This is a genomic window from Pseudarthrobacter sp. BIM B-2242, assembly GCF_014764445.1.
Classification (GTDB): Bacteria; Actinomycetota; Actinomycetes; order Actinomycetales; family Micrococcaceae; genus Arthrobacter; species Arthrobacter luteus_A.
The window spans coordinates 2,735,166-2,756,998 of the sequence record NZ_CP061721.1 but is presented as its reverse complement, the minus strand read 5'-3'; the positions used below and the strand labels follow the sequence as shown (position 1 = coordinate 2,756,998).

Here is a 21,833-nt window from a genome sequence, read left to right as displayed (position 1 = left end):
CTAAAAACGCCAGAATTCGGCAGCATCAGACTGGGAGTATCTTCACGTGGCATCACTTATCGAAAAACTTCTCCGTACGGGTGACAAAAAAACCCTGCGGCAACTTCGGAACTATGCCGACTCCATCAATGCTCTCGAAGAATCGTTCCAGACGTTCACTGACGCCGAACTCCGTGAGGAGACAGACCGGCTCCGGGCCCGCCACAAGGACGGGGAGCAGCTGGATGACCTTCTCCCGGAGGCTTTTGCTGCCGTGCGGGAGGCGTCGTCACGGACGCTCGGGATGCGCCACTTCGATGTCCAGCTGATGGGCGGCGCTGCCCTCCACCTTGGCAACATCGCCGAAATGAAGACCGGTGAAGGTAAGACCCTCGTCGCCACTGCTCCGGCCTACCTCAACGCCCTCACCGGCAACGGCGTGCACGTGATTACTGTGAACGACTACCTCGCCGAATATCAGTCAGATCTCATGGGCAGGGTTTACCGGTTCCTTGGCCTGACCAGCGGCTGCATTCTGTCCAATCAGGATCCTTCGGTGCGCCGGCAGATGTACGCCGCAGACATCACGTACGGCACCAACAACGAATTCGGCTTTGACTACCTGCGCGACAACATGGCGTGGGACAAATCCGAGCTGGTCCAGCGGGGCCATAATTTCGCGATCGTGGATGAGGTCGACTCCATCCTCATTGACGAAGCCCGCACGCCGCTCATCATTTCCGGCCCTGCCCAGGGCGACACAAACCGCTGGTACAGCGAATTCGCGAAGGTCGTCCAGCGCCTGAAACTGGGCGAAGACTATGAAACGGACGAAAAGAAGCGCACCGTCGGCGTCCTCGAGAGTGGCATCGAAAAGGTGGAGGACTACCTGGGCATCCAGAACCTCTATGAGTCCGCGAACACCCCGCTGATCGGCTTCCTCAACAACGCCATCAAGGCCAAGGAACTCTTCAAGCGCGACAAGGACTACGTCATCCTCGACGGCGAGGTCCTCATCGTTGACGAGCACACCGGCCGCATCCTGGCCGGCCGGCGCTACAACGAGGGCATGCACCAGGCCATCGAGGCCAAGGAAGCCGTGGAGATCAAGGCCGAAAACCAGACCTTGGCCACGGTGACCCTGCAGAACTACTTCCGCATGTACTCCAAGCTGGCAGGCATGACAGGTACGGCCGAGACCGAGGCCGCCGAGTTCATGAGCACCTACAAGCTCGGTGTTGTGGCCATCCCGACCAATCGGGACATGCAGCGCATCGACCAGCCGGACCTTGTCTACAAAAACGAGACCGTGAAGTTCGACGCCGTGGTGCAGGACATTGCCGAACGCCACGAAAAGGGCCAGCCCGTCCTCGTGGGCACCACCAGCGTGGAGAAGAGCGAATACCTGTCCCGGCTGCTGGCCAAGGAAGGCATCCGGCACGAGGTCCTGAACGCCAAGAACCACGCGCGTGAGGCCGCCATCGTGGCCCAGGCCGGCCGCAAGGGTGCTGTCACCGTGGCCACCAACATGGCAGGCCGCGGCACGGACATCATGCTGGGCGGCAATGCCGAGTTCACCGCCGTGGCCGAACTGGCCAGGCGCGGGCTGGATCCGGAAGCTAATTCCGAAGAGTACGAGGCCGCGTGGCCTGCCGCCCTGGAAGCGGCCAAACAGGCCGTCAAGGACGAGCACGAGGAAGTCCTGAACACCGGCGGGCTCTACGTCCTGGGCACCGAGCGGCACGAATCCCGGCGCATCGACAACCAGCTCCGCGGCCGCTCCGGCCGCCAGGGCGACCCGGGTGAGTCGCGCTTCTATCTCTCGCTGACCGATGACCTGATGCGGCTCTTCAACTCCGGCGCCGCCGAGCGGCTGATGAACAGTTCCGTCCCGGACGATGTGGCCTTGGAATCAAAGCTGGTTTCGCGGGCCATCGCGTCTGCGCAGGGCCAGGTGGAAGGCCGCAACGCAGAGCAGCGGAAGAACGTGCTCAAGTACGACGACGTCCTGAACCGCCAGCGCGAAGCCATCTATGGTGACCGGCGCCGGATCCTGGAAGGCGATGACCTGCACGAGAAGGTGCAGTTCTTCATCGAGGACACGATCACCGCGCTGATCGACTCCGCCACCGCCGAAGGCAACGGTGACGACTGGGACTACACGCAGCTGTGGACCAACCTGAAGACGCTCTACCCCGTGAGCATCACCCCGGAGGAGATCATCGAGGAGGCCGGCGGCAAGTCGCGGCTGACCGTTGAGATGCTCAAGGAGGAGCTGCTCTCTGATGCCCGGCTGGTCTACCAGGCCCGCGAAGAGGCCATTGGCTCGGAGAGCATGCGGGAACTGGAACGCCGCGTGGTGCTTTCAGTCATCGGGCGCAAGTGGCAGGAACACCTCTACGAGATGGACTACCTCAAGGAAGGCATCGGCCTGCGTGCGATGGCCCAGCGTGACCCGCTGGTGGAATACCAGCGCGAGGGTTTCACCATGTTCCAGGCCATGATGGAGGCCATCCGCGAAGAGAGTGTCGGCTTCCTCTACAACCTGGAGGTCGAGGTCACCCCGGCGCAGGACGTTGTGGTGGCGGATGCCGCCGGTGGCCACACCGAGCACGTTGAACCGCAGATCCACGCCGCCGGCCTGGAAGCGCCCGAAAAGCCGGCACAGCTGCAGTACACGGCACCCGGCGAAGACGGCGCTTCCCAGACCCGGGTTGAGGGCCGCGCCTCGTCCCGGTCCGGCAACCCGGCCAAGGCCGCAACGCAGGACACCGCCAAGCGTCAGGCGAAAAAGAAGCGCCGCTGACCCCAGCGGACCATGCGATCGTGCGGCATGGCATGACAGCACGACAGGCAACAGGAAATGCCCGGACCATCTGCTCCGGGCATTTCCTGTTTCATTGGGTGTCTGTTTCGGCAAGCGGCTCCTTCCAGCGCCCGGTCTCCCTCCACCCGGCAACTACCTTCAGCCAACGACGAATTCCGTCACACGCCAGACCTGTTTGCCCCGTTCCAGCCGGACCGCCACCGCCCGTGCCCGGACATCGTCAATAACCACTGCGCTGGCCTCATAGATGCCGGGGGAGACTTCGCATGCCCTGACCGAGCGCACCACTGAGTTCCGGTGCAGCCTGGCCAGGGCAGGCGACGAGGATCGGGCCTGTTCGCGGCGGATCAGCCCTGCACGGTGCTGGAGCAATGCAAGACACCGGGGATCCAGTCGTCGTGCCAGCTGGTGGATCGGCCTGATGCCGGCCAGCACCTCCATCGCGGCCTGCACCGTACTGCGCGTGATGGCGAGGATTTCCGAAGTTTCGTCCGCTGCGCGCAGCGGCAGGCCCGGAGCCCCCGGCGTGTTGGCGGGCCGTAGCGGAACAGGGGGGACTGCTGCCGCCGGCCCTCCGTCGGCCCGGGCGGGGCGGATTGGCGTGACTGCGTTCATGTGATTCCCCTTAGTTGTGTGCTGATGAAGATCGGAACGAACGGCTAGCGGGTGGAAGGAGCATTCAGGATCTGGCCGGGGAGCAGGACATGCGGGCTTTCGCCGATCCGGGCCTTGTTGGCCTCATACCAGCGGGGCCAGTGCAATGCGACATCAACATCGGAAGCAGCTGGTCCCAGATGACGCTTTGCGATGTCCCACAGTGTGTCGCCTGCCAGCACAGTGACCGCGTTCCCCGTCGACGCTGTGTCCTGAGCGGCGCGGACAGGCCGGGGTGCCAGCAGCCCGGGGCCGGGTACGGGTGCGCTGGGCCTCCAGTCTGGCCGGACCGCGGCCGGCGGAGCGTCAGTTGACGGCGTTTCTGTTGCCGGGTCGTCCGTGGGCAGCGGTTGTGGTGTCGGCGCTTCTGCAAGTGGCGTTTGTGGTGCCCGGGGTTCTGCCATCCGGGATTGTGTGGCGAGGGGCGATTCCGGTGTGGCCTGCAGTTGCGTGACCGGTGCGGCGGGCACATCCGCTTCCGGTGGGTTCGCGGCCAGCTGCGCCGCCGTGGGGGACCACTGGGCCTGCACCGCAGCTTCCTGCGTTGGCACCCAGGCAGGTCCTGTGGGAGGGACGGCGGCCTGGGCCATCGGAGCTGCGAGGAGCTGCACTGAAAGCGCCGCCACGGCGAGGCGACGCATAAAAGCCGGACAATATTTGCCAGCCCGGGCGGCAGCCCGCGGCCTTCCGCAGCGTGCCAAGGCGGCAACTGTCACCGCCAGCATGACGGCGAAGGTCCACCACGCCACGATCGCCAACCCGGCTGCCGCGGCGAAAGCTCCCAGCAGGTCGTCCACGCTGAGTGACTGCCCTCGTGCCGCCGAGAGCTCCCAGCGATCCAGCAGTCCCAGTCCGGATGCGAAAAGAAATGCCCCCAGCAGCAGGATGGAAAGTGCCATGAGTGCATCAGCGCGAAGCTCGCGTGTCGTAGCCCTGGTCATGAGGTCCCAATCGATATGTTTAATGTCGTTTGATGTTGTTTGATCCTTCTGAGTTCAGTTTGACTGCGCTGCTCTTGATTTGTCCAGAGACTGGAAGGAATGGATTGATGCGTTGACCGCCGGTGAAGCCTCGCCCTACGCTTGGGCCCATGCGTTGGGATGCACTGTTCACTGACATGGAGGCCCAGTTTGCCGAGGACGGCAAGCTCGCGGTTGAGTCCGAGATCTCCGAGCGAGCCAGGGTGGAGGCCGCCTCAGTTGTCCTGGCCGGCAGGTTGCGCGCCGGCCTCGGGAGCCAGGTGGCTGTACATCTCCTGGGCGGGCGGACGTTCGAAGGCAGGCTCAGCCATGCCGGAGCAGACGCGCTGGTCCTGGACGAGGGTCTGCAGCAGGTGCTGATCCCTTATGGCGCGGTGGCGCGCTACGCCGGGCTGGGGCGGCTCTCGGTTGCGGAGCCTTCGCAGGTGCGCCGGCGGATCGGGCTGGCGCATGCCTTGCGGGGCCTGGCGCGCGATCGGGCCGGGGTGGCAGTCATGGTGCGGCATGACATGGCGAAGGAAGGCGGGCTCACCGGCGTCATTGACCGCGTGGGCGGTGATTTTATGGACCTGGCGCTGGTCACCCCGGGCGAGGCGCGGCGGGCCGCGCAGGTCCGGCAGGTTGCCACAATTCCCTTCGGATCGCTGGGCGCAATCCGGTCATGGCACGTCGGCGGGATGTAGCCGTCGGCCAGCGCGTGTCCAACCCATCAAGTTTTTTGGACCCGCGTGCGCAGATTCTCCGGACAACAACACAACGCGCGCGGGACCCGGCCGATTGGAACGCGGTCCCGGGTCAGCCCTGCTTGGCCTTGGCTTCCTGGATCATTCGGCTGGCCTCGGCGTAACGCTCCTCGATGTACTGCTCGAGCATTTTTTCCTCAACACGCCACTGACCGCGGCCACCCACCTGGATCGCCTTGAGTTCCCCGCTTCGGACCAGTGCATAAGCTGCCGGCGAGTTGATCTGGAGTTGCTCAGCAACATCGGCGAGGGTGAGGAATCTGGGCATAAAACCATTTTGCCACTGAAGGTGTGATCTGGTGTGGTTATCCACAGTTTGATGTTGTTTGGGCTTTTGACTTTTGTTCCGGGGCCCGGGCCGCAACAATGAGGTGTCCGGGCGCATGCAGCCGCCTGGCTCGAAGCTAGGGGGAGCAGGGCATGAGCCACGATGCAGGAACCGCGGGAGCCAGGCTGAAGCCGCCTTCCTGGAAGGACCCGCGGTTGCTGGTGGGGGTCCTGTTGGTCCTGGCGTCCGTAGTGGGGGTGATCTCGCTGGTGGGCAGTGCCGATAAGACCACTGAGGTATACGCTGCCCGGGACTCCATCGCCGTGGGAGAGAAACTGACCACGGACAGCGTGGTCAGGGCAAAGGTCCGCCTCGGTGAAACTGAGGAGCATTACGTTACCGTGGAGGCGGGCCTGCCTGAGGACATGGTGGCGGTCCAGCGAATCGGCAAGAACCAGCTGCTGCCCAAGGAAAGCCTCGCCACGGTGGACGCTTTGGACCGCAAACCTGTCGCCCTGACCATTGACGAACCCCTTCCCCCTCAGGCGGTAGCGGGTACTCGGGTGGATGTCTGGGTGGCGCCGCCCGATGCCAGGAACGGATTCAGCGAGCCGAAGCTGCTGTTGTCCGGAGCTGAAATAGCCCAGGTTACTGCCGCATCCACTGCCCTCGGCTCGTCGCGCAACACGGTGCTGATGGTCCTTGTTGAGGACAGCCAAATGCCGGCCATCCTTGGAGCGCAGGCCAACCAGGCCAAAATCTCCGTGGTCTGGAACCCGGGCGGCGGCACCTCATGAGCATCCCCGTGGTGACAGTCGGCCAGGCGCGGGAAGACGTCGTCGGAGGCCTGGAACGGCTTCACGGTCCCGTCACGGTCGTCCGGCGCTGCGCCGAACTGACCGAGCTGCTCGCTGCCTGCCAGAGCGGGCTGGCGCGGGCAGCAGTGGTGGCCGACGGCTCCGAGGGGCTGACCGCTTCCCTGGTTGACCGGCTCGGGGCAGTGGGCGTGGCCATCATTGCCCTGACGGATAACGCTGAAGAGGCCGCCAGGCTGCGCGGGATCGGCGTGGCGTCCGCACTGACCGGTGTCGAATCGGCCGCCTTGGCAGGCAGGATCGCCGAGGCCGTTTCCCAGCTGACGGGACAGCCAGCCGTCGCCACCCGGGGCGCCACGTCCGGGAGTGCGCTGGGCGACACGGGTGCAGCTCTGCGTCCGCTGGCTGCCGAATCCGCCGGGGTGCCGGAGGCCTCGGGCGCCGGCAGGATCATCGCAGTGTGGGGACCCGCCGGCTCGCCTGGCCGCACCTTCGTCGCAGCCAACATCGCCGGGGAACTGGCGGCAGAAGGAAAATCCGTCCTGCTGGTGGATGCGGACAGTTACGGGGCCAGCATCGCGGCCGTCCTGGGCCTCCTGGACGAGTCCGCCGGCATCGCCCAGGCCTGCAGGCTCGCGGACCAGGGATTGCTCGAGGCCGAAGCTTTGCTCAAGGTGGCGTCTCCTGTCGCCACCAAGCTGGGTACCTTCCGGGTGCTTACGGGAATCACCCGGGCTGACAGATGGACTGAGCTCCGGGCAGCAGCCCTGTCCTTGGTGCTGGAACGCGCCAGGGAGATCGCCGACGTCGTTGTGGTGGACACCGGCTTTTGCCTGGAAGCCGATGAAGAACTCAGCTTCGACACGGTGGCACCGCGCCGGAACGCGGCCACCCTGCGGAGCCTGGAACTGGCGGACACCGTTTTCGCCGTCGGGGCCGCCGACCCTGTAGGGGTTCCGCGGCTGGTCCGCGGGCTCGCAGAACTTGAATTGGCCGTGCCCCACGTTTCACCTGTTGTGGTGCTGAACAAGGTCCGGGCATCGGCTGTCGGGAGGTCGCCCGAACGTCAGCTGAAGGATGCTTGGGAACGGTACGGCCCGTCGCCTCGGTTGAGCGCCTTCCTGCCTGCCGACAGCTCCGCGGCCGATGCTGCCCTCTTGGGAGGCTCTTTATTGCTCGAAACGGCCCCCGAGTCCAAGCTCCGGCGTGCAATAGCTGATTTGGTTTGTGCACCTGCCCAACGATCAGCTAAATCCTCTGTATTTTCTTCCACCTCGCGGCGCTTCGTTAAGGGTTAGGCTCGCCATAGGTGCTGCAACGGTGCAGCAACAATTTCTTGTGATGGAGGCGTTTGTTGATGTCGTCTGGATCCAGCGTGGAGGATCAGTCCGTAGCCGTCGGAGACCGGGAGGGATTCCTGGCAGACTATTACGAGCACCTGGCTGAAGAGGATGCCCGGAGCTACCCCCAGGAGTTGCTGGCCACCCGCGCGGAGACCCACCGCAACATGGCCGCCACACGGCGGCCGGGACAAGCGAACATTTCGATCGTCAGCGAAGAAGACAACAGCGTCGTTTATATCGTCACGGACGACATGCCGTTCCTCGTGGACTCGGTCAACGCCGAACTCGTCCGCCAGAACGCCGCGATCAAGCTCGTCCTGCACCCGCTCTTTGTTGTGACCCGAAACAGGGAAACAGGAGAGCTGGTGAAGGTGGACCGGGTGCCGTCCCACATCGGGATCTCCAGTGGTGACACCGCCGCGATGCCCCTCATGTCCCACCTCATTGCGCAGGGTGAAAACACGTCCCACATGGAGTCGTGGATCGCTGTGGAGATCAACCGCGTCTCCGATGAAGCGCGGGCATCCCTCAAGGAGGGACTGGAACGGATCCTTGCGGACGTGCGCGCCGCCGTCGAAGACTGGCCGAAAATGCGGAACAAGGCCATGCAGATCGCAGCGAGCCTTGACCAGGTGGCCCACCCGTCCCAGATCGCCGAGCTGCGGCAGGCTCAGGACCTGCTGCGGTGGCTCGATGACGGCAACTTCACGTTCCTGGGCTACCGCGAGTACGACCTGGTCACCGTTGACGGCGAAGATTTGCTGGAACTGCGCGAGGACAGCGGGCTGGGCCTGCTTCGCGCCAAACCAGGTGCGCCTCACATGCAGCACCTGACCGACGCAGGCCGGCGGAAGGCCCGCGAGAAGCGCGCGCTGGTGATTACCAAGGCCAACTCCCGCTCAACCGTCCATCGCCCGGCCTACCTGGATTACATCGGCGTGAAGAGCTTTGACGCGGCTGGAAACGTGAACGGCGAGCGCCGCTTTATCGGCCTGTTCGCTACGAGCGCCTACACCGGATCCGTCCGGAACATCCCCATCGTCCGCGAGAAGGTGGACGCAGTGCTGAACAGTGCGGGATTCCCGCCGGATTCCCACTCCGGAAAGGACCTGCTGGGGATCCTGGAAACCTACCCGCGCGACGAGCTGTTCCAGATCGAAATTGAGGACCTGGCGGCCACGGCGTCCGGAATCCAGCGGCTCCAGGAGCGCCGGCGGACGCGGTTGTTCCTGCGCCCGGACATTTACGGCCGCTTTATGTCCGCGGTGATCTACCTGCCCCGTGACCGGTACACCACCAACGTCCGGCTCCGCATCGAGGATGAGTTGCGGTCCACGTTCAAAGCGGAAAGCATCGACTACGAAGCCAGGATGACCGAATCGGCCCTGGCCCGCCTCTTCTACCGGATCCGCCTGCCCAAAAACGCCGAGCTCAGCCATGTCAATGTTGAGGAGCTCGAAAAGCGGTTGGTCCGGGCGGCCCGCTCCTGGAGTGAGGGGATTGCCGAAGTCCTGCGCGACCGCGGGGCAGACGGGAAGTCGAAGGAGCTCGCCGCCATCTGGTCCGAAGCCTTCCCTGCCGGCTACCGGGTGGACTACGAGGTAGAGGACGCGCTGGAGGACATCGCCCGGTTCGAGAAGTACGGGGCGGAAGCCGAGCGGATTGCCGGTGCCCGGCAGGAGCGGCCCGGCGTCCACGTGTACCTTCCGAAGGGTGCCGGGGAGGATCTCGAAGAGGACGCCAGGGTTAAGCTGTACATGCTTGAGCCCAAGAGCCTGAGCCAGATCCTGCCGTACTTCCATAATTTGGGACTTGAGGTGCTGGACGAGCGGCCGTTTGAGATTGAGACGGCGGACCGCCGCGATTTCTTCCTCTACGACCTGGGTCTGAAGTACCCGGCGGGCGTCGATCCGCTGGCTACCGGCGAGCTGCTGGGCGATTCCTTCGGTGCCGCAGTCTCCGGAGCAGTGGAGTCGGACAGCTTTGACCGGCTGGTGCTGCGTGAGGGGATGCACTGGCGCCAGATCACCGTCCTGCGGGCGTACGCGCGGTACATCCGGCAGATGGGCAATTCCAACTCGTTCGGCTTTATGGCGGACACCCTCCTCGCCAACCCGCGCGTCACCAAGGCCTTGCTGGCGCTGTTCGCCGCCAGGTTCGATCCGGCTTTGTCCGGTGATGAGCGGGCAGCAGCCCAGGGGAAGGTCCGTGCCGAACTTGCGGCCGCGATTGAAGAGGTGGCAACGCTCGACGCCGACCGTGTCCTGCGCACCATGGCCAACCTTATCGAGGCCACCCTCCGCACTAACTACTACCAGTACAAGCCGCACCTGAGCTTCAAGCTCGATCCCGCCCGGATTGAGGGGTTGCCGTTCCCCCGGCCGATGTTCGAGATCTGGGTCTATTCCCCGCGCGTGGAAGGTGTGCACCTGCGCTTCGGCAAGGTGGCCCGCGGCGGCCTGCGCTGGTCTGACCGGCGTGAGGACTTCCGGACGGAGATTCTCGGCCTCGTGAAGGCGCAGACAGTCAAGAACGCGGTCATTGTGCCCACCGGGGCCAAGGGCGGCTTCTTTGCGAAGCGGCTCCCTGATCCGGCTGCCGACCGCGCTGCCTGGCTGGCCGAGGGCACCGAGAGCTACAGGACCTTTATCCGCGGCCTGCTGGACATCACTGACAACCTCGTCACCAGGGACGGGGCGGAAACTGTTGTGCCGCCGTCGGACGTTGTCAGGCACGACGACGACGATTCCTACCTTGTGGTGGCGGCGGACAAGGGGACGGCCACGTTCTCGGACATCGCCAACGGACTGGCCGCTGAATACGGTTTCTGGCTTGGCGACGCGTTCGCCTCCGGCGGTTCGGTCGGCTATGACCACAAGGCCATGGGCATCACCGCCCGCGGGGCCTGGGAGTCGGTCAAGCGCCACTTCAGCGAGCTGGACGTAGACACCCAGACGCAGCCGTTCAGCGTGGTGGGTGTGGGTGACATGTCCGGTGACGTGTTCGGCAACGGCATGCTGCTGTCCCGTCAGATCCGGCTTGTCGCCGCCTTCGACCACCGGCACATCTTCCTGGACCCGACGCCGGATGCGGAAACGTCATTTGAGGAACGGAAACGGCTCTTTGAGTTGCCACGGTCCTCCTGGGACGACTACAACAAGTCCCTGATCAGCGAGGGCGGCGGCGTGTATGCGCGCCAAGTAAAGTCCGTACCGGTTTCGCCGCAGGTCCGCGCGGCGCTCGGGCTCCCCGAGGCGACCACCGAATTGAGCCCGCCGGAGCTGCTGCGGGCCATCCTGCTGGCCCCCGCCGATTTGCTCTACAACGGCGGGATCGGGACCTACGTGAAGGCAAGCACCGAATCCAATGCCTCTGTGGGAGACAAGGCCAACGACGCCATCCGCGTGGACGGCAAAGACCTGCGGGTCAAGGTGGTGGGCGAAGGCGGCAACTTGGGCATGACCCAGCGCGGCCGCATCGAGGCTGCGCTCCAGGGCGTCATCCTGAACACTGATGCGATCGACAACTCTGCCGGCGTGGACTGTTCGGACCATGAGGTCAACATCAAGATCTTCGTGGACCGGATGGTGGCGGCGGGCAAGCTGTCCGCGGAGGAACGCGCAGGCTTCCTCGCTTCCATGACCGATGAAGTGGGGCGGCTGGTCCTCGAGGACAACGTGGACCAGAACATCCTACTCCTGAACGACCGACAGAAAGTGGCCGAGTGGAGTCCCAGTTATGAGCGCCTGATGGACTGGCTTGAGAAGTCTGCTGACCTGAAGCGTGAACTGGAGGCCCTGCCGAGCACGGAGACACTGCAGGAGCGGCTTGGCCAGGGGCAGGGGCTGACGTCGCCTGAGCTCTCGGTGCTGGCTGCCTACGCGAAAATTGAGCTGGCGTCGGCATTGCGTGACAGCGACCTGGCTGATGATCCGTGGTTCCGGGCGACGCTGCGCGCCTACTTCCCGGCGCAGTTGCGGGAACGGTTTGACGCCGAACTGGACACCCACCCGCTGCGGCGCGAGATTATTGCCACGGTCGTGGCCAACGACATGATCAACCTGGGCGGCATCACGTTCGCGTTCCGCACCATGGAGGAGACATCGGCTACCGAGGTGGCCGTCGCTAAGGCGTTCGTGGCGCTCCGTGAGATCTTCGAACTCGATGTCATGGTGGACGAACTGAACAGTCTGCCGGCCTCATTCCCCACCGAACACTGGAGCACTGTCCATCTGGACATCCGCCGCATCCTGGACCGTGCCGTCCGATGGCTGCTGGCCCAGGGCGGCAGTTCCCGTCCCATCGCCGGGGTGGTGGCGGAGTTCAAGCCGCTCCTGGATCCGATGCGGGGCCGGTTGCTTGAGTACCTGCGCGGCGACGACCGCGAGCGGGTTGCGGGCTGGCTGGAGAAAGCACGCGGCTGGGAGCTTCCGGAAGACCTTGCCGTCCGGTGGGCAGAGCTGTTCGAGAGCTTCGTCCTGCTGGACATTGCCAAGATCGTGCACGCACGCAACGAGCCGGTGGAAGAGATCGCCGCGGTCTACTACACAGTGTTCAACCGGTTCCATGCCGACGCCCTGTTGGAGCGGATCACCAACCTGCCGCGCCAGGACAGGTGGCAGGCCCTGGCGCGGGCCGCCCTGCGGGATGACCTGTATTCCACCGTTTCGGACATGACGACGGCGGTGCTTGAGTCCACGGGGTCCCAGGACTCCGCGGAGAACCGGCTAAAGGACTGGGAGGGGCAAAATGCCGAGCAGCTGGGCCGTGCGAAGAGCATGTTTGATGAGGTCAACGCGCTCGAAGCCGACGACATGGCTTCACTGTCGGTAGCATTGAGGCTCTTGAGGTCAATCGTCCGACGCTAGGAAACCCCTGCGTCGTAACTGGAGGTGCAGTGGCAATCTTTACGGACCCCATCAGGGAACACGCTGATTTTGGGCCGGGCGATGCCGAATGGCTGCACCTCCTGGTGGGCGACTGGCAGATGGTGGCGGACCTTGCGTTCGCTGACCTGGCCTTGTGGTTCCCGCACCCGGATCACGGCTATGTTGCGCTGGCCCACGTCAGGCCCTCCACAACGCACACCGTTTTCCACGGTGACTTTGTGGGCGAACCGATCCGGCAGGACCTGCAGCCGCTGGTGGATAAGGCGTGGGCGAGCCGGTCCATCGAACGGTCCAGTGAGACGAACTGGAGCTCGGACATGGCCCTGCGGGTGGAGGCTGTGCCGATGGTCCGCAACGGCCGGACGCTAGCTGTGGTGACCACGCACATGGACCTGTCCAGTTCAAGGATGCCGTCGCGGCTGGAGCTGACCTACCGGCAGTGCGCCTACGATCTGCTGCGAATGGGAACCCTGGGGCTGTGGCCCGACTTCGCGTCGCCCACCGGCTCGCGCCGCGGTGCGCCGCGTGTGGGGGACGGGCTCATCAGGCTTGATGCCGAGGGGATTGTGCAGTACGCAAGCCCTAACGGGGTCTCCGCTTTCCGGCGGCTCGGCGACGGCGAGTCGCTGGAAGGCAGGTCGTTGGCCGAAGTCACTGCCGGGCTGCTGAAGGACCGGCGCCTGGTGGACGAGACGCTGCCGCTGGTGGTCACGGGACGGATGCCGTGGCGCAGTGAGATTGAATCCCGCGGCGTGAGCCTGTCCCTGCGGGCAATTCCGCTGCGGGATGAGCAGCAGCGCTTCGGCGCACTGGTGCTGTGCCGTGACGTTTCGGAACTGCGGCGCCGGGAGATGGAGCTCGTCACCAAGGACGCCACCATCCGCGAGATCCACCACCGCGTGAAAAACAACCTTCAGACCGTGGCCGCCCTCCTGCGGATGCAGTCCCGGCGGATGGTCAGCGATGAGGCCAAACAGGGGCTGGAACAGGCGATGCGGCGGGTGGCCACCATCGCCCTGGTTCACGAGACCCTGTCCCAGGGCTTGGCGCAGAGTGTTGACTTCGATGAGCTCATTGGCCGTCAGTTCAGGCTGTCCGCCGAGGTGGCATCACCCTCGCAGCAGGTCAAGACCGAGCGGTCGGGCCTCTTCGGGGAACTGCCCAGTGACTTCGCCACCCCGCTGGCACTGGTCATCAACGAGCTGGTGACCAACGCCGTCGAGCACGGCCTGGCGGGGCGCGCGGGCACCGTCTGGCTCATCGCGGACCGGTCCGAGGAAGAAGACGGTGAGGAACTGCTGACGGTCACCATTGCCGACGATGGCGTGGGACTGCCGGATACGCCCCATGTTGAGGGCCTTGGCTTGCAGATCGTCCGGACGCTCGTGACCAGCGAGCTCGGCGGTACCATCCAGTGGCACCCCCGCGACGAAGGCGGAACGGCTGTGCAGATCCGCCTCAGCCTGACGGCGCGGTAGGGCTGGCTGAGCCGGTTAGTGAGCAAAAGGCGGGCCCGGATGCTCCGGGCCCGCATTTTGTTTTTCATATCGTGCGTTTGTTGGGGCTGCTATCCTTCCGGGTTACTCATCCGGTAGAGGAAGGCTGCCATTTGGTCACGGTTGATCTGCTCTGCCGGACGGAAGGTCACTACTCCATTCTCAGTCCAGCCCTTCGAGATGCCCTTCTCCGCCAGCCACGCAATCTGCCTGTAGAAGTCATGGTTGGTAGCCACGTCCGCGAACGGCGAGACCGCTGGCGGCGTGTACTGGGCGTCGGTCGTGCCGCTCATCCGGTAGAGGAAGGCTGCCATTTGGTCACGGTTGATCTGCTCTGCCGGACGGAAGGTCACTACTCCATTCTCAGTCCAGCCCTTCGAGATGCCCTTCTCCGCCAGCCACGCAATCTGCCTGTAGAAGTCATGGTTGGTAGCCACGTCCGCGAACGGCGAGACCGCTGGCGGCGTGTACTGGGCGTCGGTCGTGCCGCTCATCCGGTAGAGGAACGCTGCCATCTGGTCACGGTTGATTTTCTCTGCCGGACGGAAGGTCACCACTCCATTCTCAGTCCAGCCCCGGGAAATGCCCTTCTCCGCCAGCCACGCAATCTGCTTGTAGAAGTCATGGGTCGTAGCCACGTCCGCGAAGGGCGAGACCGTTGGCGGAAGGTAGCCCGGGGCCAGCATCTGCACGTTGTCCACATAGGCGGTAATGCCGGTGCCCTCTACGGCGACCTGCAGGCTCGCCTTGGCAACATTGGCCGATGTCGGTGTGTAGGAGAAGTTCATGGCTTCCACCCACCGCGAATCCTCCACCTTTTTGAACTGACCCGAAATCCAGGCGCCGGACGTGTCGTACTCGTCGACGTAGAACGTGACAGTACCGGTCGTGATCGCAGCCACATTGAGGAAGGCCTTGAACAGATAGGTCGTCGTCGGGGAGACGCTGACCAGCGGCGAGAACAGATGGGTCGGGGTCGCGCCGGAAACGAGCTTGATGGAATTGGTGGAGTCCGGGTAGCTGCCGTTATTTCCCGAATCGGCTGCGATGGAAGTCACGGAGTCGGTCCGCCAGCCGTCCCCGAGCCCATTATTGAACGTGGGGTTCGGCATCATGTTCGGCGAACCCGTGACCAGGCCCTGGCTGACATTAACATTCTTGATCTCGCCAGCCGCCACCTTGGTCTTGACGTACGCGGCGAGCTCATCAAGCTCGGCGGTTCCGTACTGGTAGTAGTCCGGGTCCTGGCTTGGATTCGGCCGGATGTCGTGGAAGGTGAACACCACCCACTTCTTGTCCCTGATCGCCTCGTCAACCTTTACCTTCAACGCGGAGACCGGCGTGGTCACCTCCTGGACAGGCACGTTGTGCAGCAGGTAGTCGCCGAGCGGCCAGACGTTGTTACCGGTGTCCGCGAAGCCGCGCATGGAGCTGTAGTACTTGGCAACCTGGGCCACCACTGACATGTCGTAATCGCCGTAAGGCGGTGCGAACGCGGTCGCGTTGATGCCGCGCGCGGCCAGGGCAGCTTTGCTGTTTGCCAGTTCGGCGTCCACCTGGGCGGGCGTCAGTTTGTTGGCCTGGCAGTCGTTGCCGACGCTCACGAGGCATTGGTGGGACACGGTGTGTGACCCGATCTCCCACCCGTAAGAGTTCTGCAACTCCAGGATCTGGTCCCACGACATATAGGGTACGTCCGCGTCGGCGCGGCAGGTATTGGGAAGAGACGTCAAACCGACGCAGTCGGTGACGATGTAATTCGTGCCGGTGAGCCCGTGTTTCTTAAGTGTCGGCGCGGCCTGTGTCAGCGCGCTGAGGCCGCCGTCGTCGAAAGTGAAGGACACCAATGGCGTCGGGGCCGGATTGTCTATCGCCGCGTTAGCCACGCCAGGCGTCAGCAGCGCGGCGGTCAGGGCAGGCGCCACCACCCCGATGGTCACGAGCTTGGCGCGCCACCGCGCCGAGCGGGATCTGGTTATGGTCATGAGTTACTCCGTTCTTTTTCGGTGGCCGACGGCGCCGGGTGACATCGCGGAAGGGTGCGCAAGGGCTCTGAGATGTTCGAACGTGTGCGACGTGTTGCGGTTCGATGCCGCTTTCGCCGCTGAGCATCAGCTGGGCTGGGGGCACGTTCGTGGTGCTCAGGCCTAGCTTCCAGGCCCGGCACGTTGCCTCGGTTGGGAGTTGTGAGGGCGCCGCTCTTGGCGCTCTGCTGGACCTTGCTGTGCCGGGCTTCAATTACTCCAAAGAGGCGAAAAGTAATTGGCTGTAATAATTCAGGCGTTGTCCCCACGATGCTTTCCATTTCCCCCACTAACGGCATTGGTGCTTTTCGCGGCGGGACCAGGCTGCAGTGCGCTGCTGGATGATCCGGCTTTCAGAACCAGAGTGGCATGGCGAAAATGGCCCATCAAGCGGGCTGGGTACCCGAATGTTGAATGGATGAAAAGACAGGTAGCCGATAATTTAGGGCGCGTAGGCGGCGACTCTGAGCCTGAGTACTAAGAAGATGAAACAAGTAGTAAACGTGACAAGGATCCGCGGCCGGGCGGGTAGTGCCTGCAACCGGACCGACGTGCCTACAGTCAGTCGATCCCGTGTATTTCACGGGGGCGCGAAATGGTCCCTTTCACCGAACTACAACCATCCAGTTGATCTCCGGAGCGGGAAGCGGCCCAAGACAATGGGTGAAAAAGCTATGGCTGCGACCCGGAAAGGGTCGCAGCCATAGCTTTGAGGAATTCGTTTATGCTGTTTGTTTTGCGCTGGCGCCTGGGCTAGGAGGCGCGGCGTGCCCTTGCGGCGCGGCGCTTGAGGGCGCGGCGCTCGTCTTCGCTCATGCCGCCCCAGACGCCGGCGTCCTGGCCGGACTCCAAGGCCCACTGGAGGCAAGTGTCAACAACCGGGCAGCGGCGGCAAACGCTTTTTGCTTCCTCGATCTGAAGGAGGGCAGGCCCTGTGTTTCCGACGGGGAAGAACAGTTCCGGGTCCTTGTCGAGGCACGCTGCGCGGTTACGCCAATCCATGCTTATCAGTTGCTCCAATTCTGGGAAGGGCCCGTTTGTGAAATTATTCACTAGGGTCTACAAAGGAAAGGGGCCCTGAGGGGCCCCATCGGTCATCTTCATCAAGATTGTCATGTTAACGCTGTGTAAACAAGGGGTAATACAGCTTGAAATCCCCGGATTCCTGAGCGATACATCACATCCGTGTTGCCGACCCCCACCACTGTCCGACTATGTCCGGTAGGGTGCCAGTGTGTCAAGAGCCCCCCAAAACCCTTCAGATCCGCAGCCCGAGGATGAGCCCGCCGGTGGTACTTCCCCGAGCCCTGGCCCGGCAGCCGGTACGGCGGCCGGCACCGACGCAGGTGCACCTTCCGCTTCGGTGCGCCCGCGTGGAATCCTTGTGATCTCTCTCATTGTGGCCGCGGAGGCAACTGCCCTTTTGGTAGCTGCGTCGTGGTACGGCTACGAACTGGTGACAGGGGCACCAGTGCTTTCCTTTTGGGGTGCGGTTTTCACCTTGGGACTACTGCTGGCTTTCTCTGTCTGGCTCTATTCGGTGGCGCACTTCCTTTTTCGTGGGCGCAGGTGGACACGGGCCGCCGCCCTGGTCGCGCAATTGTTCGTCCTGACCATCGGATTCCCCACCCTTTCCGGCGGCGTTGTAGTGCCCGGACTTGCCCTTCTCCTGCCGGCCTTGACCGCCATCGTTCTTCTCTTCGACAAGCGTGTTATCAGCTACGCATCCAGGACCGGTGGGTTGCCGCCAGCCCTGTAGCCTACGCAGCGGATCGTCGGGTGGTGCCCACCCCAGCTGGACTGCCAAGGGGCGGCCATCCTGGACAAGTATGCCCCGCCCCGGGGGTGGATTGGGTTCCACCTCGAACCGCACCCCAAATAGCTCGCCATCCAGGAAAGTACGCGGGCCGATTAGCAGGCCGGTGCCCAGATTGCGTGCTTGGAGGGCCAGCGGGACTCTTTGGGCGAGTGCCTGGCTGTAGCAGGCAGTCATGACCACAGTGGTTCCTAGGGCGTTGAGATCGGCAAGATTGCGGTTCACGTCGTGGGGCAACAGATCGGCATTGTCCACCAAGGCCACGGACCCTCCATGCAGGCTACCGGCAGTTGCCTGGCCAAGAACTTCCGACCAGTACGCCGCGGAATCAATGTCCGGTTCCGGTTGGAGCCATGGTCCTGCATCAGGGTTGAGGCGCGGCAACAGCCGGAGGAAAGAGGACTTTCCCGATGACGGCCCGCCCAGCACAGCCAGGACGCCGCCCGCAGGTATGCGGATCGAGACTGGTTTGAGTTCGTCACCGCCGACTCCTATCCAAAGGCGGCGCGTTGTATGTTTCATCGCTCCTGTAATGCCTTCTGGCAGTCGGGTCGCGATGCTCCCGCCTGGTGAAGGAGTCGTATCCAAAATCTGTTCTGCGGGAGCTACAGCGGGCAGTGGGTCAACACGGAAGGGCCGGATGACAGGGCTCGACGATTCCCCCTGACCGGACGTCATCCCAACAGACTGTGTACCGGTGCCCGTATAGAACTGGCAGACCGTCGTTGTCCCAGCCGAGAGTGCGCCACTTGCCACGCCCCGACCAACCACAGGTGCAGTGGCAGGCACTTTCGGCCAGCCGATCCGGCTCTCTTCGCTTGAACCAGTGGGGAAGTACACGCGGCTGGGAATAGCGGCGAAGAACCTTGCAGTGACAAGTTCCCGCTGGCCGGAAATGACCACCGTGATACCGGCCCTGCCCCCGTCACGGACCAGATCGTGAACCAAATCCTCCGCCCAGGCAAGTGGCCCGGACCTAAAAGCAGATGTCCAGGAACCCCAACCGGCGATTACCAGTACGAGCGGTGTGGTAATGGTGGCCGGACCGGCCAGACGGTGCGACAGCTCCTGTGCGAGTCGCTCCAGGATACGGACAGCGCGGCGAAGCTCGTGCAACCCGGCCCTGGAACCCACCCGGCCGTGTGATTCCAGCACCGTGAACGAGCTGTCGGGATCAAGGATGTACAAGTGAGATTCCCGCCGGTGGGTCGCCAGGCCGCCCACTGCCAGCCCGATCGCGTCAGCTACGCCCGATTGCGGTCCGCCGACAAAGCCCAGGTGTCCGTGCGCCGCGGGCTCCCAGACGAGCGGAGCAGTCCTCTGTTCCCAAGGCAGGTCCATCAGACCGAGTCTGATCTTCCACCCGTCCGGGAGACCGGAACATTTGTCTGGCATTGCAGAAGGGTGGGTCAGAATGCAGGGGAGTGGGTCCGCGACCGGTTTCCGGACAGGGGCGCCGTTCATGGATTCCCACAGCCCGGCCATGGATGCGATCAGCGGCGTGGCTGCCAGGGTCGGCGTCGGTGCAAGGCCTACCGACTCGTTTTCACCTGTCTCGGGGAGGGCATCTATGTAGTCCGCGGCCAGGTGGATGGAGAGCTCCGGGGGTTCTGACGCAATAGCCCCGGCGGTGAGGGAACTGGCCTGAAATTCGACCGGCGCTTCGGTTCCACGCGCCAGGTAGGCCCGACCCGGCGTGTCCACTCTTATCCCGGCGGCGGCTTTGGAGTTGATAACGTCCATCGACTCCATCTCGGACTGGACGCGCAAAGCGATGCTTGTAGTCACATTGGCACGGATGTCAGGAGTTAATGCGCCTTGGGGCCGTTGCGTTGCCATGATGAGGTGAATCCCCAAAGAACGGCCAATCGCCGCGATCCTCATGAGTTCATGGAGCGCTTCGGGAGCATCTTCGACGAGCATGCGGAATTCATCGATGACAACCACGAGATGGGGGAGCGGTAGCGATTGGCCCTCGGGAGTTGTCCTGTAGGACGCAAGGTCGGGGGCCTGTACCGCCGCGAGGACTTCTTCCCTGAATCTGATTTCAGCGCGGAGCGACTGCAGGTACCGTCCCAGTTCGTGGTTACTGAGGTCGGTGAGCATGCCTGCACAATGTGGAAGTCCTGTCAGTGGCCCAAGACCAGAGCCGCCTTTGAAATCCACAAAAAGGAAATTGATTCGCGCCGGCTCGTAGCTCAAAGCCAGGGCAATGGTAAGTCCGCGTAGGAGTTCGGATTTGCCTGCACCCGTGGTGCCGGCCACCAGCAGATGCGGCCCATCCGTTTGCAGATCCAGCATTTGTGGGTGCTCAGGACCCAGCCCGACCGGAACGGGCAGTCCGGGTTGCCTCCTGTTCGCCATCCATCGTCGGGTTGTCTCGGCGGTGGAACTTGGAAGTAAGTCATTCAGGCGACAAGAAAGTGGAATGCCATCCAGGGCTTCTCCAAGAGTGTGTTTGTCACGGACCCGGCGGCGGCAAAAGCTGGTGAAGACATCAACGGGGGCCAGATCCGGCACGAACATGAGGGTTTCCCCGGCTGTACGGAAACAGGAGCTTCGCACGCCGAGATCGACATCCGCAGGTGTCTGGTCTTCGCCGCCGCCCGGAAAATTGATCACTTGCCAACGATGTTCACGGGCAACCTCCATGAGTGCCTCTGTGTCCTCTTGCCCGTTAAGGAGAATCAGCACCCCGTGCCCGTAGGAGGACTTGTGGCCGCGCTTGATTTGGTCATGGGTGTTGTAGGGACGGCTGGAAAGAGTCACTCCGTTCAGGAAACGGGCAGCGAGGGGCAGCTGGTCCACAGGTCCGTGGATCACGAGGCTCGTTCCCCGGCCCTGTGGGTAGGCTGCAATTTGCATTATGAGTGAACGCACCAGACCCTCAACAGCATTGCGCGGGCCCCGAATGGTGGTGAGGAGCTGTCCGGGGTCAAGCGTGACAGGCAGCAACCCGCCTGATGGGATGGCCCGGCCCGGATAGGGCGGGTCGAATTTGAGATTGGCCGTCTGAATGCCCTGGCCCAAGCGCAACCAGATACCTTTATCTGTAGCCCGGGAAGAAAGGTCCATTCCCGTGGCACCGCCAATGGTTAGGGCGGACAGCGGCGGAGCTGCCCGCCGTCGTCGTTTCTGGTCTTCCATGACGGCGGAACCGACAGCCGCAGCGAGGTCACGGCGTTGCCGGCGTCCGCCGACCAGTTGCACCAGAACGGAGACAGCCGAGACAGCGGTAAAAGCAAGGAACATCCATACTCCAGTCACCACCGCAAGACCAACGCCGATTATCACCGGCAGGACAGCCGTCAACAGGAGTGCCGCTCGGTTTGTGGGGTCATCGCGCCGGTGAACGACCAGGGGCTCGTGGACATCCGTGCCTGCGTCGTCCAGGTGGTTTCCGGGTTCCAGAAACACGAGCGACATCGTTGAGTTGCCGCATCGGATGGTGGAACTCGTTGTGATGACAGCGTTCCTCTGGCGCACGCCGTCCACTTCTGTGCCGTTGGCACTGTCCAGGTCCTCTATCGTGATGGCCGTCTCCGCGACCACCAGGAGTGCGTGGGCCCGCGACAGGTCGGCGTCGCGGATGACGATGTCGGCATTGCTGCGGCCAATGGTGTAACTTCCCCGCCGAAGCGGAACAACCAGGCCCGCGCCGGCACCGCTATGGACTGCGAGGCCCAGCGAGGCCGGCAGTTCAGGGGTTCGCTGCCTGGATCTGCGGGCCACCACCGGAGTATCGACGAGAACGGCACCGTTGACCAGCGGAGGTTCCCCAAGCGTGAGTGATCTCACCTCGTGCCCATCAATCGACACCTTACCGGTCCCGAACCTGGCGGCCAGCGACTCCTGCAGGTCGGCGCCGGAGGCCCCCGCAGGACCATCGATGGTCAGCTCCACGAGCGGTTCCTGAAGGGCCGCGCACAGGCTCCGAACGAGCGTGCAGTGCAGCAGCATGATGCGAAAGTCCTTACGTTTAGCTTGTTTCAAAGCTAG

At 63.6% G+C, this 21,833-nt stretch carries 12 protein-coding genes; 6 read left to right on the top strand and 6 right to left on the bottom strand.

Annotation, left to right across the window (positions count from 1 at the left end):
* Positions 1-46 precede the first annotated feature (46 nt).
* Positions 47-2,785, top strand: coding sequence for a preprotein translocase subunit SecA (secA, locus tag IDT60_RS12640; RefSeq protein ID WP_191079316.1), 2,739 nt, complete (start codon positions 47-49; stop codon positions 2,783-2,785).
* 159 nt (positions 2,786-2,944) lie between these two features.
* On the opposite strand, the gene IDT60_RS23270 is transcribed toward secA, so the two are convergent.
* Both IDT60_RS23270 and IDT60_RS12630 read right to left on the bottom strand, forming a co-directional pair.
* Complete coding sequence (locus IDT60_RS23270; protein WP_223883711.1) at positions 2,945-3,421, bottom strand: Rv3235 family protein; 477 nt, start codon at positions 3,419-3,421, stop codon at positions 2,945-2,947.
* A 44-nt stretch (positions 3,422-3,465) separates the two neighbouring features.
* Positions 3,466-4,401, bottom strand: coding sequence for a LysM peptidoglycan-binding domain-containing protein (locus IDT60_RS12630; RefSeq protein WP_191079315.1), 936 nt, complete (start codon positions 4,399-4,401; stop codon positions 3,466-3,468).
* 149 nt (positions 4,402-4,550) lie between these two features.
* On the opposite strand from IDT60_RS12630, the gene IDT60_RS12625 reads away from it, so the two are divergent.
* Positions 4,551-5,123, top strand: a complete 573-nt coding sequence (locus tag IDT60_RS12625; RefSeq protein ID WP_191079314.1) for a hypothetical protein — start codon at positions 4,551-4,553, stop codon at positions 5,121-5,123.
* A gap of 112 nt (positions 5,124-5,235) precedes the next feature.
* On the opposite strand, the gene IDT60_RS12620 is transcribed toward IDT60_RS12625, so the two are convergent.
* The gene (locus tag IDT60_RS12620; protein WP_104062208.1) at positions 5,236-5,451 is read right to left on the bottom strand and encodes a helix-turn-helix domain-containing protein; all 216 of its coding nucleotides are present in this window, start codon (positions 5,449-5,451) and stop codon (positions 5,236-5,238) included.
* Positions 5,452-5,603: 152 nt separating this feature from the next.
* Between IDT60_RS12620 and IDT60_RS12615 the strand changes: the two genes are divergently transcribed.
* The 4 genes from IDT60_RS12615 to IDT60_RS12600 are packed head-to-tail and all read left to right on the top strand — an operon-like array spanning position 5,604 to position 13,976.
* A complete protein-coding gene (locus IDT60_RS12615; protein WP_191079313.1) occupies positions 5,604-6,248 on the top strand; it encodes a hypothetical protein in 645 nt (214 codons plus the stop codon).
* Positions 6,245-7,564 (top strand): P-loop NTPase, encoded by a 1,320-nt coding sequence (locus IDT60_RS12610; protein ID WP_191079312.1) that lies wholly within the window; start codon positions 6,245-6,247, stop codon positions 7,562-7,564. The genes IDT60_RS12615 and IDT60_RS12610 overlap by 4 nt, the downstream gene beginning before the upstream one ends.
* 59 nt (positions 7,565-7,623) lie before the next feature.
* Positions 7,624-12,477 (top strand): NAD-glutamate dehydrogenase, encoded by a 4,854-nt coding sequence (locus IDT60_RS12605; protein ID WP_191079311.1) that lies wholly within the window; start codon positions 7,624-7,626, stop codon positions 12,475-12,477.
* Positions 12,478-12,506: 29 nt separating this feature from the next.
* Entirely contained in the window at positions 12,507-13,976 is a 1,470-nt protein-coding gene (locus IDT60_RS12600; RefSeq protein ID WP_191079310.1) for a sensor histidine kinase, read from the top strand.
* Positions 13,977-14,065: 89 nt separating this feature from the next.
* Here the strand turns inward: IDT60_RS12600 and IDT60_RS12595 are convergent, their stop codons facing one another.
* The 3 genes from IDT60_RS12595 to IDT60_RS23565 all read right to left on the bottom strand — a co-directional run bounded on the left by IDT60_RS12595 (position 14,066) and on the right by IDT60_RS23565 (position 21,737).
* Complete coding sequence (locus IDT60_RS12595; protein WP_191079309.1) at positions 14,066-15,979, bottom strand: S-layer homology domain-containing protein; 1,914 nt, start codon at positions 15,977-15,979, stop codon at positions 14,066-14,068.
* A gap of 792 nt (positions 15,980-16,771) precedes the next feature.
* Positions 16,772-17,020 (bottom strand): WhiB family transcriptional regulator, encoded by a 249-nt coding sequence (locus IDT60_RS12590; RefSeq protein WP_003804966.1) that lies wholly within the window; start codon positions 17,018-17,020, stop codon positions 16,772-16,774.
* Positions 17,021-17,525: 505 nt separating this feature from the next.
* Positions 17,526-21,737 carry an FtsK/SpoIIIE domain-containing protein gene (locus IDT60_RS23565; RefSeq protein ID WP_370590685.1) on the bottom strand — a complete coding sequence of 1,404 codons (4,212 nt, stop codon included), beginning with the start codon at positions 21,735-21,737 and terminating at the stop codon, positions 17,526-17,528.
* Positions 21,738-21,833: the final 96 nt, after the last annotated feature.